Raw genomic sequence first — 13,355 nt, 5'->3', positions numbered from 1 at the left:
CGAATATTTCGTTGTCGACGTACACTGGTGGGGTGAGTGACCGCGACCGCACCGACGCCCATGTCGCCCGCTGGCTGCCCGTCCTGCCGGAGCTGGACCCCGACGTGGAGGGCGCGGTGGTCCGGATGCTCTACCTGACCCGCCACCTGCGGGCCGTCAAGGAGCGGGTGCTGGCCGACCACGACCTGCCGGCCCACGAGTACGACACCCTGCACACCCTGGCCGGACGCGGCGGCCGGGCCGCCCCCTCGGAGCTCGCCGACGACCTGCGGATGGCACCCGCCTCGGTGACCGCGCGGGTCGACGCGCTGCTGCGGCGCGGCTACGTGCGCCGCATCCCCTCCACCGTCGACCGCCGCCGGGTCGACGTGGAGCTCACCGACGCCGGGTGGGCGGCCTGGCACGCTGCGATGGAGGTGCAGGGCGACGAGGAGCACCGCCTCCTCGAGGTCCTCGACCCGGCCGAACGCCGGCAGCTGGCCGACCTGCTGCGCCGGGTCATGCTCGTCGCCGAGCGCCCCGACGCCTGAGGCCGTGGCCGGAAACCCCGTTGACCGGGCGTCGAGGATCGGAGCGTGACGACCTCGACGTGGACGCTGCGCAGCGCCCAACCCGACGACCCCGACGCCGCGGCCCTGCTGTGGCGCTACTACGACGAGATCGTGGGCCGTTGGTACCGGCGACCCGCCCGGCGGCGGGAGGTGGCCGAGGCGATGAGCGCCTTTCCCAGCGACGATCTGGCCCCGCCGACCGGTGTGCTGCTGGTGGCGGACCGGGGCGGTACGCCGGCCGGCTGCGCGGGGCTGCGGTGGCGGCCCGGGTGGGCGGAGCTGACCCGGGTCTTCGTCGACCCGGCGCACCGCGGGAGTGGTGGCGGGGCGGCGCTGCTGGCCGAGGTCGAGCGGCGGGCCGCCGCGGCGGGGGCCACCCGGATCCGGCTGGACACCCGCTCGGACCTGGTCGAGGCCCGCGCGCTGTACGCCCGGCACGGGTACGCCGAGATCCCGGCGTTCAACGACGGTCCGTACGCGCAGCACTGGTTCGAGAAGCCGCTGACGGGCGCCCTTGACGAGACCTGCCCGGCGCGCTAAATAGAGAAGAGGAAGTTGAGTCCCATCGGCTCAACTCGCGGCCCACGAGACCTTCGGCACCTGGAGAACCGAGGAGACACACCGATGTTGATGCGTACCGGCCCGTTCCGCGAGATCGACCGCCTCGCCGAGCAGCTGTTCAGCACCGCCACCCGCCCGGCCGTCATGCACCTGGACGCCTACCGGGACGGGGACTGGTTCTACGCCGCGTTCGACCTGCCCGGCGTCGACCCGGACAGCATCGACTGCACCGTCGAGCGCAACGTGCTGACCGTCCGCGCGCAGCGCCGGCGGCCCACCGGCGACACGGTGGAGCTGGTCGCCGCCGAGCGGCCGATGGGCACCTTCAGCCGCCAGCTGTTCCTCGGCGACACCCTGGACACCGACCGGCTGGAGGCCGGCTACGACAACGGGGTGCTCACCCTGCGCATCCCGATCGCCGAGCGGGCCAAGCCCCGGCGGATCAGCGTCACGGCCGCCAACGGCAACGGGCGCCGGGAGATCAACGCCTGAGCCCGGGCGCGCCCGGGCGTCCGTGGTGACGCGGTCGCCCGGGCGCGCCTGCTCCGCAATTCCCGGCGGGGCTGAGAGTCTTTCTCACATGCGAAGCGACGCCCCGGTGCTGCCCCGCTCGTCGGCCCCACCCGCCCTGGCCGGCGGGCCGGTGGACTTCACCGAGGCCTGGCTGCGCAACCGGCGCCTGTCCGAGCACACCCGCGACGCCTACCGGCGCGACATCGCCACCTGGCTGACCTGGTGCGCCGGGCGGGGTCTCGACCCACTGCGGGCGAACTTCCTCGACGTCAACTCCTACGCCCGCGACCTGGAGGCCACCCGCGCCGTCCGCAGTGGCCGCCCGCTGACCCCGGCCACCGTCGCCCGCCGGCTGTCGGCCCTGTCCAGCTGGTACGACTTCCTGCTCCGGCTGCGGGCGGTCGACGCCAACCCGGTGGCCGGCGCCGACCGGCCGCGGATCGACCGGGACCACTCGGCGACCATCGGGCTCACCCCGGACGAGGTGGACGCGCTGCTCGCCGCCGCCGAGGCGGACACCGGCCCGACCGCCGCCCGCAACCGGGCCGCCATCGCGCTCCTGGCCGACCTGGGACTGCGGGTGGGGGAGCTGATCTCGCTGGACCTGACCGACCTGGGCGCCGAGCGGGGCCACCGCAGCGTGCGGTTCGTCGGCAAGGGCGGCCGGCCCCGCCGGCGGGCGCTCACCCCGGGTACGGCGTACGCCGTCGACGCGTACCTGACCGCGCGGGCCGCCGCGGAGGGCGTACCGGTGGCCCGGTTGACCGGTCCGCTGCTGGTCACCGCCAGCGGCGCCCGGCTGGACCGACACTCGGTGTTCCGGCTGGTGCGCCGGCTGGCCCGGGAGGCCGGCATCGCGGCGTGGGCGAAGTTGTCACCGCACTCGCTCCGGCACGCCTTCGCCACCACCGCCCGTGCCGAGGGGGTGCCGCTGGAGGACGTGCAGGACGCCATGGGCCACGCCGACCCCCGGACCACCCGCCGCTACGACCGGGACCGGCACAACCTGGACCGGGACCCGGCGTACGTGATCTGGGCGGCCCGCGCCCGTCGGCGCGGCTGAAAACCCTTTGAGGGGTCCGCGTCGCGTTGCGTAGGTTGCCCCTGACCCCGTCGAGTGAGGACAGAGGAAACCCCGGATGACCCCGCCTGCTCGCCAGATCTGACCCTTCTCCGCGCTCACCCGTGACCGACGGTCCCGTCGGTCACGCCGGGCTGCCCTCGCGCGCCCGGTCCACGGCGTTTCGAGGCCGCGCGTGATCGGCCTCGGGTCAGGTCTACCGAGATCAGGTCTGCAACCTCATGTCCTCACAACCTCATACCGTGCTGCGCTGGTTCGTCCGCCGGACCAGGCTGCCCCTGCTGACCCTGCCCTGCCTGGACTGCCCGTCGGAGTCGGCCACCACCGGCCGGGGCAGGTTTCGCGTCAACGCCAACCGCAAGCTGCTGGACGTGTGGCTGCTGGTCCGCTGCGTGTCCTGCGATCGGACGCGCAAGCTCACCGTCCACGAGCGGACCCCGGTCGGCGCCTTCGAGCCGGCCGAGCTGCGCGGCTACCGGGTAAACGATCCGGCCCTCGTGGCGGCCCGGTTGCTGGACCCGGCGCTGGCCCGGCGTTGCCACTTCACCCTGGACTGGACCGACGCCTGGCGGCTGGACACCCATCCGGTGCCGCTGGACCAGGGGTGGCCGGTGCGGGTGGAGGTCGTCCTCGACGATCCGGTGCCGGTCCGCCCGGACCGGATCGTCGCCCACGGGCTCGGCCTCACCCGGCCGCAGGTGCGGCGCCGGGTGAAGTCCGACCGGCCGCTGGGCCGCCCCACGGTCAGCGGTTTCACCTTCACCCTGCTGGCCGAGGGCTAGGCAGAGGTGGCCGCGGCGGGGTGCCGGATCCCGCCGTGGCCACCTCCGCCGCGGTACGGCCGTTGAGGAGCATCGGAACGAAAAGTCACGCTAAGCCGGGCGGGTGATCCCAGGTGAGGCGCCAGACGGATCATGCGGTGAACGCCGCGGCGCGGGCCCGGCCGGCAGCGCGAAGCTCGGGCCGCTCAGGGATGTGGTTGTAGAGCGTGGCCGACGGGTCCCGAGCTGCCTCAACAGCCGCGCCGCCCGGCGCGCGTGGTCGTACAGTGCGGGGGTGGACATCACCTACGACTGGGGCCTGGACCAGCTCCCGGATCCGGCCGCCGCCCGGGCCGGTGAGGTGGACGCGGACGGGCTCACTCCGGAGCAGCTGCCGGAGGTGCGGGAGCTGACCGCGCGGGGCTGGCAGCTGGCGTCGGACGCGCCCATGTTGGTCTTCTTGCCGGCGGTGTGGCCTCGGGAACTGCGCACGTGGGTGCCGGACCGGGCGACCCGTTACGAGTGGTGGTACGAGCAGGACCCGAAGACCCGCCAGGTGATCCGCGAGCAGACGGTCCGCTCCAGCTGGGAGTCGCGAAACGAGGTCGAGAACGACAACGACGCCCTGCTCGCGGAGGCGGGAGTCACCGGCCGGCCGCGGGCCCGGCTGTGGCTGCTGAAGCCCCCGCCTGGGTTCGCGTCGGTCGATGACTTTCTCGCCGAGCTCGGCCGCCGTGCTGATGCCGCCGGCATCGACGGCGCGTGCAGCGCACCCTACGTGCGGTTCACCGCCGAGCTGCTGGCCGAGCTGACCAAATGAGGAGGCGGTGGCCGCCCGGCGCTGTGCCGGACGGCCACCGATGGTGGGAACTCCTCAGGCCCAGGGGACCTGGTAGTAGCGGCAGTAGGGGCTCGCGTTGCAGCGGTCCCAGCGGCCGGTGTGGATGGTCGGGGCGTAGAACAGCGGCGAGTAGCCGTAGGCGAAGAACGACCCGTAGTTGTCGTCGTGGTAGCGGCCGCTGCCGGTCGTCTTCTGGGAGTTCTGGTAGTAGGTGGTGGTGCTGGGCTTGTCGCTGCGCCAGCTGGCGGAGTTGACGTTGCCGAAGTAGAACGGGTTCTGCCCGCAGTAGCCGTCCGGGCCGGTGACGTTGGTCCGGCAGTTGTTGGTGAACGACTGGGGCTCGATCTGCGGTCCGTAGTCCCAGATGAGGGTGTTGCGCCAGCGGGCGTACTGGCCGTTGAACGCCTGCCGGACGATGAAGTCGAACGCGCCGATCACTCCGGCGGCGTTGCCGTACGGGGCGTTGCCCTTGACCTCGGCGATGTACTCCCCGCCGACCGGCCGCCCGCACACCGACCCGGACTCGCACCAGCTGTCGTAGTCGTCGGCGGCGATGCCCACCCGGTCGGCGACCGGCGCGGTCTGCTGGAAGTCGTCGGCCACGACGGTGGTGCTCGGCTTGCCGTTCGCACCGGTGGTGGTCAGTGCCCCTCCCATGCACGTCCAAGCCGCCGGGCGCTGCGCCTTGGCCTGCGCCACGCAGGCCTGCAACCCGGTCCCGGCCGGGCCGGGCCGGTCAGGCCCTTCCACGTCGGCGCGGCGGTCGCCGCGCCGGGCAGGACCGCCGCGATCGACACGACGGCCAGCCCGGCGGCGAGTAGTGCTCTGGTGATCCTCATGAGACCTCCCCTAAGGCTCCTCGGTACAACCAGACACCGCACCGTAACCATCGGCGACGATCCACAACAAGGATCGATAGCGGCAGATCCTGCAACTTCCACCACCGGCGACCGAGCGGGTCGTCGCGCCGACATATGACGATCCGTCGGTCACGCCGGCACCCGGCTGGGACCAGGTGTTTCGCTCCCGCCGTGAACAGACACCCGTCGTTACATCGCTTGTCGGGAATGCCGGCCGGGCCCGGCCTGCCGCGTCACGCACCAGGGGCAGACCACCAGGACCGCTGCGGCCGGGACGGCGAAGGCCTCGCTGCACGCCCGGCGTCGGCGCCGCAGACCGAACCGCCGGAACCGGTGGCCGGCGCAGATGACCGTGGTGTCGGCGGGCAGTTCGTCGCCGACGGTGCGGCGCTGCGCGTGCTCGCACGCCTCGCACACAGCCTCGGGCGGAGAGCCGATGACCGCTCCGTCGCTGATGTCCATGACCTTCTGCACCCGGGTGTGCGCGGTGACCTGCCCGCAGCCGTCGCAGGCGAGGTAGAGCACGGGCAGCGGTTGCGGACCGGCGCGCAGTTCGCGCCACAGCGCCACGGCCAGGTCCCAGGCGAGCCGCCAACCGGCCGGCTCTGCCTGACCCGTGGTCACGGCCGGGCCGGCTGCTGGTTGAGCAGGGCGTCGTACGGGTGCAGCGCGGGCGCGGGTCGGGTGTCAGCCGGCAGGGCGGCGATCTGCGCGGCCAGGCGATCCCGGGCCAGCTGCGGCGGAACGAGTTCGGGCAGCGCCTTGTACAGGGTGCTGCGGGAGATGCCGAGCAGCTTCGCGATCGACGACAGTGACCGGTCCGGCTCCACCAGGAGCTGCATCGCGTAGGCGGCCTTTTCCGGGGTCATCGCCGGTGGCCGGCCGAGGCGTTGGCCTCGGGCGCGGGCGGCGGCCAGGCCCTCGTTGGTGTTGGCCACGATGATCGTGCGGATGAACTCGGCCAGGGCGGCGAAGACGTGGAAGACGAACATGCCCCCGGCGGTGGTGGTGTCCAGCTTCTCGTGCAGGGACTGGAACCCGACACCGTGGCGCTTGAGCCGGCCCACGATGGTGATGAGGTCTTCCAGGGAGCGGCCGAGCCGGTCCAGGGACACGACGGTGAGCGCGTCGCCGGGGCGCAGGTACTCGAACGCGTCGTGCAGGCCGGGCCGGTCGGCGTTCTTGCCGGAGGCCTTGTCATGGCGTTCAGGGTGACCGGAAAACCCTCGCTGCCTTGTTGGACACGCCGAGATTTCCGGACAGGTTTTACGAACGGCCCCGACCGCGTCAAAGCCCCGTGTTCGATCTTGTACGGGAAACGTTCGATTGACAGACAGGATCAACTACTTTCCGGCCAACCGGCACCCGTCAAGATCATCGTTAGCGCGACTTTCCCGAACGTTGGTCCTCAAGCGCCGGTACGGCCGGGTGTCGGCCCCCCGCCGTACCGTGCTGCCGATGAGACACGGACTGGAGATCTCCTGCGGCGGAGCCGGCGTGACCGCGACGCTCCTGACCGAGCTGGGGGAGCTGGCCGAGCGGGCCGGCTGGGACGGGGTGTTCTTCGAGGACTACCTCGTCTACTACGAGGGCGTCGACCCGCCGACCTTCGACCCGTGGCTGCTGCTGGCCACGATCGCCGCCCGCACCAGCCGGATCCGGCTCGGCACCACGGTCACCGGGCTGCCCCGACGCCGCCCGGCGAAACTGGCCCGGGAGGCGCTCACCCTCGATCACCTCTCCGCCGGTCGGGCCACCGTCGCGGTCGGCGTGGGTGACGCGAACGATCCCGGATGGGCGCCGCTCGGGGAGACCACCGACCTGAAGACCCGGGCGGCGATGCTCGACGAGGGCCTGGACGTGCTGCTCGGCCTGCTGGCCGGCGAGCGGCTGCACCATCGGGGAGCGCACTACCGGGCCGACGGGGTGATGCTGCGGCCGGCCGCCGTGCAGGCGCACCGGGTGCCGGTCTGGGTAGGCGGCAGCACCCAGGCCAAGGCGGTGCTGCGCCGCGCCGCGCGCGCCGACGGCATCGTCCCCTACAAGCTGACCGACACCGCCGACTGGGCCGACCTCACCCCGGACGAGGTGCACGACCTGGTCACGACGCTGCCGGCGGCCCGCGCCGACGGCGAGCCGTTCGACGTGGCGGTCGGCGGTCGGCGCCGCCGACCGGACGAGCGCGCCGAGCGGGCCTACCTGCGCCAGATCGAGCAGGCCGGGGCGACCTGGTGGCTGGAGTTCGTCAAGTCCGGTGACCCGGCCGCGATGCGGGCAGCGATCGAGCGGGGCCCGCTGCGCTGAACGCCGGGGCGGGCCGGCACGCCACCGGCGCGCCGACCCGGCCGTCGTCAGCCCTGCGGGCGGGGGCAGATGCAGAACGGCTGACCGATCGGGTCGAGGAGCACCACCCAGCGGTCGCCGCCGGGCTGGTGCTCCGGCCGGCTCGCCCCGGCCGCCACGAACCGCTTCTGCGCCTCGGCCAGGTCGTCGACGTAGAGGTCGAGGTGGTAGCGCTTGGCGCCGCCCTCGTCGGGCCAGGCCGGTGGCCGGTAGTCGGGGACCAGCCCGAAGCCGATCGACGTGCCGTCCTTGGCGATCATCGCGTACTCGGCCTGGCTGTGGGTGACCTCCCAACCCAGGGCGTCGGCGTAGAAGGCGGCGTGGGCGGCCGGGTCGGAGCTGTCCAGGTTGACCATGATGAGGTCGGCGGGTGCGGTCATGGCGGCCATCATGGCCGGGGGGCCTGACAGTTCTGCCCGGTCGGGGTGCGCAGGACCTCGCGGGCCTGTTCGGCGGCGCGGACGATGCTCTCGCTGATGAAATCGAGGAAGCGGGCGATGTTCTCCAGCCGGGCGGCGGCCGGGGTGTCCGGGCCGAGGACGGCGACGCCCTGGCGGGCGGTCGCGACGAGCTGGTCGTTGGCCCGGGCGCTGGCGATCGTCGCCTGGTAGAAGAGCTCGTCGTCGACGAAGTAGCGGTCGCGGCGGCGCTCGTCGCGTTCCCGGCGGACGAGGCTCTGACCTTCCAGGAAGCCGATCGCCTTGGAGACCGACGCCGGGCTGACCTCGAGGCGTTGCGCGAGGCCGGCCGCGGTGAGGCTGCCCGCATCGGTGGTGAAGAGGCAGGTCAGCACCCGGGCCGTCATCTTGGGCAGGCCGGAGGCCATCAGGACGGTGGTCAGGGTCTCCTCGTACTCGGCCAGGGCCTCGGCGTCGCGCCCCTGCGGACTTGTGGTCGGTCGGGCCGCCGTGGGCCGGCGCCGGTGTGCCCGGCGCTCGGTGGCCCGGTGGGCGAGGTCGGCGCGGTAGGCGGTGGGACCGCCGTTGCGCATCACCTCCCGGGTGACCGTCGAGGTCGGACGGTCGAGGCGTCGGGCGATCCCGGCGTAGGAGAGGCCGTCGGCCAGTCCCAGCGCGATCTGCTGGCGTTCCTGCTGGCTGAGCCTGCCTCCCGGCATCGCGGTCTCCCCACTCGCGTCGTTCCCTGTGCCGCCGACCATAGCGTTCATCGCTTCCCATTGCAACGAGCACACCAGGTCGCGTTGCGTTGAACCGTGAGCCGTTGCAACGATTGGAGCTCTCTGAGCTGTTTAAACGCGATCTGGATGCAACAACGTTGTTGCCATTAGATGGAAAGCTACGTAGCTTTTCCGCTATCAGAAACGTCACCGAGCCGCGGAGAGCATGATGCAGACGTTCACCACCCCCACCCCGGTCACCGCCGTGCTGGCCATCCCCGCCGGGCGGATCCAGGTCATCGCCGCCGACCGCGCCGACACCACCGTCGAGGTGCTGCCGGCCGACCCGACCCGCGACGGCGACGTGCGGGCCGCCGACGGCACCGACGTCACCTGCACCGACGGGGTCCTACGCATCCACACCCGCGCACCGCGCAACCGGCTGCTCGGCCCGTCCGGATCGGTGCAGGTCACCGTGCAACTGCCGGCCGGCTCCCACGTCGAGGCCGAGGCCGCCGGCGTCGAGGTGCGCGGCGTCGGCCGCCTCGGCGACCTCACCGTCGACGGCGCGTACCGCCGGATCAAGGTCGACGAGGCCGGACAGGTCCGCCTCACCGCGCTCGACGGCGACGTCGAGGTCGGCCGGCTCACCGGCCCGGCGCGAATCAGCACCGCCCGCGGCGACATCCGGATCGGCGCGGCGGTGGCCGGCACCGTCGAGCTGCGCACCGGGGCCGGCGACATCACGGTCGCCGCCGCGGCCGGCGTATCGGCCGCCCTCGACGCCGGCACCGGTCACGGCCGGGTCAGCAACTCCCTGCGCAACGACGGTGCCACCACCCTCGACATCCACGCCACCACCGGCCAGGGCGACATCACCGCCCGCAGCCTGTAGCAGAAGGAGCAGCAGCATGACGACGAAGAGCACGTCCCCGGCCGCGTGGAGCGGCATGGTGCCGGTCGAGGACACCGCCCTCGCGGTCACCGACACCGGCGGTACGGGCATTCCGGTGGTCTACCTCAACGGCCAGTTCGCCACCCAGGGGTACTGGCGGCACGTCATCGCCGACCTGGGCGGCGGATGGCGGCACATCACCTACGACGAGCGGGCCCGCGGCAGGTCACGCCGCTCGGCCGACTACTCCTTCGCCGCGGCCGTGCGCGACGTCGACGCCGTCCTCGCCGCCCGGGACGTGCCACGGGCGGTGCTGGTGGGCTGGTCGTACGGGGCGCTCGTCGCGGCTCACCGGGCCAACCGCAACCCGGAGCGCACGATCGGCGCGGTGCTGGTCGACGGGGCGTTCCCGTACGACTGGCTCGACGAGGCGATGGAGCGCCGGATCCGCACGCTGTTCCGGCGGATGAGCTGGTTCCTGCCGCTGCTGCGCCCCACCGGCCTGGCGCCCAGGATGACCGCGGCGCAGCAGGCGGAGAGCAACATCGAGGTGGGCGTCATCTCCCGGGAGCGGGAGCTGGGTCCGGTGCTGGACGCCATCACCGTGCCCGTGCGGTACGTGGTCGCCTCGGGGACGTCGTTCGGCAGCCGTGGCGACGAGCAGGAGCGCATCCGCACCAGCCTCGACGGGGTGACCGCCCGCAACCCGAACATCGTGGTGAGCGCCAAGGTGTCCAGCAACCACGGCGCGCTGCTGAAGAAGGACTTCCCGGCGATCACCGCGGCCGTACGGGAGGTCGCCGCCCTCGACGGCGAGCGGCCGTGAGCGGTCAGCAGAGCAGCTCCAGGTGCCGGTGGGCGTCGGCGGCGACGTCGCAGTGGCGCAGCCACCGGCGGGCCCAGAGCCGGGCCGCCACCGCGGCCTGCTCGTCGCCCCAGGCGGCGTGCTCCACCAGCAGCGCGGCGGTCAGGGCGTACGCCAGGCGCAGTGCCAGCCCCCGCGCGCCGGCCACCACCGGGGCGGCGGTCGGGTCGGCGGTGACCCGACCGACGGTCTCGCGCAGCTCGCCGGTGACGGTGGCGAGGGTGTCGGCCAGCGCCGGGTCGATCGGCGCGGCCAGGTCGGTCGCGGTGGCCAGCCGGGCCAGCAGCGGCGTCCCGGCGTCCTCCCGGCTGATCGCCCGCAGCACGTCCAGGGCGAGGACGTTGGTGGTGCCCTCCCAGATCGGCAGCACCTGCGCGTCGCGCAGCAGCCGGGGCACGCCGGTGTCCTCGACGTAGCCGGCCCCGCCGAACGCCTCCACGTACTCGCTGGCCGAGGCGACGGCGAGGCGGCCGGTGGCCAGCTTGGCCAGCGGGGCGACCACCCGCAGCTCGGCGGCGGCGGCCGGGTCGGCGTCGACCTCCACCCGGCCGAGCAGCGCGAAGGCGTGCCCGGCGAGAACGAACGCGCCGGCCGCGTCGACGGCGAGGGTGCCCAGGGTGGCCCGGTGCAGCGGATTGTCGGCCAGCCGGCCCCCGGCCACCTGCCGGACGTCGGCGTACGCGCGGGCGTGGGCCAGGCCGCGGCGCATCCCGGACGCGGCGGCGTTGGCGTTGTGCACCCGGGTCACCACCACCAGGGTCATCGCCCGGACCAGGCCGGGCACGTGCGGGTCACCCAGCGGCAGCGCGTACGCGTCGTGCAGGCCGATCTCGGCGGTGGGCAGCGCCCGGGTGCCGAGCTTGTCCTTGAGCCGGTGCACGCTGACCCCGGGGGCGGGGAAGTCACCGGGCAGGGTGGCGCCGGCCAGAGGCGAGTCGGCGGCGTAGCGGGGCACCAGGAACGGGGCGAGCACCCGGCTGCCCCGGCCGGCGCCGTCGGGGCGGGCCAGGGCCACCGCCATCGGCGCGTCGGCGGCCGAACAGAACCACTTCTCCCCGGTCAGCCGCCACGACCCGTCGGCGGTCGGCCGGGCCACCGCACCGGAACGCGACAGGTCGGAGCCGCCGGTCGACTCGGTCATCCACTGCCCGCTGACCACGGCGGTGTCCGGGTCGGTGGCGGTCAGCCGGGGCAGCCAGGCGGCGCGGACCGCGCTGTCGATCTCGGGGCGGCTGAGCAGCGCGGCGGCGCCGTCGGCCATCGCCACCGGGCAGGAGAAGGTGGCCGACTCGGGGGCGTAGAGGTGCAGCAGGGCGTGCTGGACGACCCGGGCGGCGGCCCCCCAGGTGTCGCGAGCGTGCTCCAGCCAGGGCAGCGCGACCACGGCGTGCCGGGCGGCGGCGGCCCGCTGGGCCTGCCAGCCGGCCGGGGTGTCGATCCGGTCGATCCTGGCCCCCCACGGGTCGTAGCGGCGCAGGGTGGGCGGGTGCGCCTCGGCGTCGGCGTGCGCGGCGCGCAGCGGCCCGGTGACGTCGGCGGCCAGGTCGGCCAGCCGGCCCTTCGCGGCGGCGTGCCCGGTCGGGCCGAGCTGCCGCTCCAGCCAGGAGCGCAGCAGCGCGTCACCGGTGTACGGGTCGTCGGGGGGTGGCGCCGGCTGCACGAAACGGGACATCGGTGGGCTCCTCGCGGGCGGGTTGGGCCGACCGTAGACGATCCGGTGCCCGCGGCGACAGGGCCGACTTCCTGCGCGGCGGGGCGCCCGTTGCCTACGGTCTACAGGTGATGGGCACGCAGCAGCGGTGGAGCAGGCCGGCCCGGCGGTCCCGGCCGGTCCGCTCCGGCCTGCTGCTGGGCGGGTTGGGGCTGGGCACCTGCCTGATCGGGGTGGCCGGGCTGGCCGCCTGGAACGTGCAGGTGGTGATGCAGGCCGGCGGGCCGGTGCGGGAGACCGCCGACGGGTTCCTGCAACAGGTCGCCGCCGGCGACACCGACCGGGCGTACGGGAAGCTGTGCGCCGACGCCCGCTCCCGGTGGAGTCAGGTCGGCTTCGACAGTTGGGTGCGGACCCCGCCGCGGGTCAGCGGCTACGAGATCACCGACGTGTCGATCTCGACGCTGCGGGGGCGGCCCCGGGCCACGGTCTCGGTGCGGTTGACCCGCGACGGTGGCGCCGGCGAGGAGCGCAAGTTGCCGGTGGTGCAGGAGGACGGGAAGTGGCGGGTGTGCGGTGACCCGTTCTGAGGCTCAGCAGCGCGGGCCGAGGTCGCCGGCGCGGTAGTGGCGGCGGCAGAGCACCTGGTAGCGCACGTCGGCGGTGTCGACGGTGTCGCCGATGACCACCTGGGCGCCCTCGCGGACCACCCGGTCGTCGACGACCCGGGCGTTGAGCAGCCCTTCCCGGCCGCACCAGCAGAGCACCTCGACCTGGATGCGGGCCACCGAGTCGGCCAACTCGAACAGTCGCCGGGCGGCGGGGAACAGGCAGGAGCGGAAGTCGGTGGCCAGGCCGAAGGCGTAGACGTCGACGTCGTAGTTGTCGACCAGGTCGGCCATCTGCTCGACGTGTTCCAGGTTGTAGAAGGACGCCTCGTCGCAGATCAGGTAGTCCACGCGTACCCCCTCGGCCCAGGCGTCGCGGACCAGGTCGCGCAGGTCGAGGGAGTCGGTGACCTCGATGGCGGTGTGGGCCAGGCCGATGCGGGTGGTGACCTGCGGGCCCAGCGACCGGTCGATGCGGGTGGTGACCAGTCCGCGGCGGCCCTGCCGGGCGTGGTTGTGGTTCATCTGCAACGCCATGGTGGACTTGCCGCAGTCCATCGGGCCCCAGAAGAACTTCAGCGCGGCGGCGTGCAGCGGCCGTCCGTCGACGCCCCGCGCGGCGGCGCAGCCGGTGGCGGTGGGGTCGTCCGGCCCGGGCAGGGGCCGGGCCAGGCAGATCGGGGCGGCAGCGGCGTCGTCGGTCACGTC

Annotated in this window: 17 protein-coding genes; 10 read left to right on the top strand and 7 right to left on the bottom strand. The window is 73.6% G+C overall.

Annotated features, from left to right (window positions below):
- The first annotated feature begins 32 nt into the window (after positions 1 to 32).
- From GA0070564_RS14950 to GA0070564_RS14925, 6 genes are all read left to right on the top strand, one after another.
- On the top strand, positions 33 to 530 hold the full coding sequence (locus GA0070564_RS14950; RefSeq protein WP_091609260.1) for a MarR family winged helix-turn-helix transcriptional regulator: 498 nt from the start codon (positions 33 to 35) through the stop codon (positions 528 to 530).
- 45 nt (positions 531 to 575) lie between these two features.
- Positions 576 to 1,091, top strand: a complete 516-nt coding sequence (locus tag GA0070564_RS14945; protein WP_091609259.1) for a GNAT family N-acetyltransferase — start codon at positions 576 to 578, stop codon at positions 1,089 to 1,091.
- Between the two features lie 84 nt (positions 1,092 to 1,175).
- Positions 1,176 to 1,604 (top strand): Hsp20/alpha crystallin family protein, encoded by a 429-nt coding sequence (locus tag GA0070564_RS14940; protein WP_091609258.1) that lies wholly within the window; start codon positions 1,176 to 1,178, stop codon positions 1,602 to 1,604.
- An 88-nt stretch (positions 1,605 to 1,692) separates the two neighbouring features.
- A complete protein-coding gene (locus GA0070564_RS14935; RefSeq protein ID WP_091609257.1) occupies positions 1,693 to 2,688 on the top strand; it encodes a tyrosine-type recombinase/integrase in 996 nt (331 codons plus the stop codon).
- Between the two features lie 260 nt (positions 2,689 to 2,948).
- Complete coding sequence (locus GA0070564_RS14930; RefSeq protein ID WP_245670011.1) at positions 2,949 to 3,488, top strand: DUF1062 domain-containing protein; 540 nt, start codon at positions 2,949 to 2,951, stop codon at positions 3,486 to 3,488.
- 274 nt (positions 3,489 to 3,762) lie between these two features.
- On the top strand, positions 3,763 to 4,287 hold the full coding sequence (locus tag GA0070564_RS14925; RefSeq protein WP_091609255.1) for a DUF5956 family protein: 525 nt from the start codon (positions 3,763 to 3,765) through the stop codon (positions 4,285 to 4,287).
- A gap of 54 nt (positions 4,288 to 4,341) precedes the next feature.
- On the opposite strand, the gene GA0070564_RS14920 is transcribed toward GA0070564_RS14925, so the two are convergent.
- The 3 genes from GA0070564_RS14920 to GA0070564_RS14910 form a co-directional block, all read right to left on the bottom strand.
- Entirely contained in the window at positions 4,342 to 4,965 is a 624-nt protein-coding gene (locus GA0070564_RS14920; RefSeq protein WP_091609254.1) for a hypothetical protein, read from the bottom strand.
- A gap of 392 nt (positions 4,966 to 5,357) precedes the next feature.
- Positions 5,358 to 5,792, bottom strand: coding sequence for a hypothetical protein (locus GA0070564_RS14915; RefSeq protein WP_091609253.1), 435 nt, complete (start codon positions 5,790 to 5,792; stop codon positions 5,358 to 5,360).
- Positions 5,789 to 6,511, bottom strand: coding sequence for a recombinase family protein (locus GA0070564_RS14910; protein ID WP_245670009.1), 723 nt, complete (start codon positions 6,509 to 6,511; stop codon positions 5,789 to 5,791). The genes GA0070564_RS14915 and GA0070564_RS14910 overlap by 4 nt, the downstream gene beginning before the upstream one ends.
- Positions 6,512 to 6,626: 115 nt before the next feature.
- Between GA0070564_RS14910 and GA0070564_RS14905 the strand changes: the two genes are divergently transcribed.
- Complete coding sequence (locus GA0070564_RS14905; protein WP_091609648.1) at positions 6,627 to 7,472, top strand: LLM class flavin-dependent oxidoreductase; 846 nt, start codon at positions 6,627 to 6,629, stop codon at positions 7,470 to 7,472.
- A gap of 47 nt (positions 7,473 to 7,519) precedes the next feature.
- Here the strand turns inward: GA0070564_RS14905 and GA0070564_RS14900 are convergent, their stop codons facing one another.
- Positions 7,520 to 7,891, bottom strand: a complete 372-nt coding sequence (locus GA0070564_RS14900; protein ID WP_091609647.1) for a VOC family protein — start codon at positions 7,889 to 7,891, stop codon at positions 7,520 to 7,522.
- Positions 7,892 to 7,899: 8 nt separating this feature from the next.
- Positions 7,900 to 8,628: a helix-turn-helix domain-containing protein gene (locus GA0070564_RS14895; protein ID WP_091609252.1), complete on the bottom strand. Its 729-nt coding sequence runs from the start codon at positions 8,626 to 8,628 to the stop codon at positions 7,900 to 7,902.
- 229 nt (positions 8,629 to 8,857) lie between these two features.
- On the opposite strand from GA0070564_RS14895, the gene GA0070564_RS14890 reads away from it, so the two are divergent.
- Both GA0070564_RS14890 and GA0070564_RS14885 read left to right on the top strand, forming a co-directional pair.
- Complete coding sequence (locus GA0070564_RS14890; RefSeq protein ID WP_091609646.1) at positions 8,858 to 9,523, top strand: DUF4097 family beta strand repeat-containing protein; 666 nt, start codon at positions 8,858 to 8,860, stop codon at positions 9,521 to 9,523.
- Positions 9,524 to 9,539: 16 nt separating this feature from the next.
- Positions 9,540 to 10,349 carry an alpha/beta fold hydrolase gene (locus tag GA0070564_RS14885; RefSeq protein ID WP_091609251.1) on the top strand — a complete coding sequence of 270 codons (810 nt, stop codon included), beginning with the start codon at positions 9,540 to 9,542 and terminating at the stop codon, positions 10,347 to 10,349.
- A gap of 4 nt (positions 10,350 to 10,353) precedes the next feature.
- Here GA0070564_RS14885 and GA0070564_RS14880 read toward each other — a convergent pair whose 3' ends face one another.
- Positions 10,354 to 12,060 carry an acyl-CoA dehydrogenase family protein gene (locus tag GA0070564_RS14880; protein ID WP_091609250.1) on the bottom strand — a complete coding sequence of 569 codons (1,707 nt, stop codon included), beginning with the start codon at positions 12,058 to 12,060 and terminating at the stop codon, positions 10,354 to 10,356.
- A 110-nt stretch (positions 12,061 to 12,170) separates the two neighbouring features.
- Between GA0070564_RS14880 and GA0070564_RS14875 the strand changes: the two genes are divergently transcribed.
- Positions 12,171 to 12,629, top strand: a complete 459-nt coding sequence (locus GA0070564_RS14875) for an Rv0361 family membrane protein (protein ID WP_091609249.1) — start codon at positions 12,171 to 12,173, stop codon at positions 12,627 to 12,629.
- Positions 12,630 to 12,632: 3 nt separating this feature from the next.
- Here the strand turns inward: GA0070564_RS14875 and GA0070564_RS14870 are convergent, their stop codons facing one another.
- Positions 12,633 to 13,352, bottom strand: coding sequence for a thymidine kinase (locus GA0070564_RS14870; protein ID WP_091609248.1), 720 nt, complete (start codon positions 13,350 to 13,352; stop codon positions 12,633 to 12,635).
- Positions 13,353 to 13,355: the final 3 nt, after the last annotated feature.

It is taken from the genome of Micromonospora mirobrigensis, assembly GCF_900091555.1.
GTDB classification, from domain to species: Bacteria; Actinomycetota; Actinomycetes; order Mycobacteriales; family Micromonosporaceae; genus Micromonospora; species Micromonospora mirobrigensis.
Note: the sequence above shows the minus strand (reverse complement) of the source record. Positions and strands in the feature narration are given on the sequence as shown.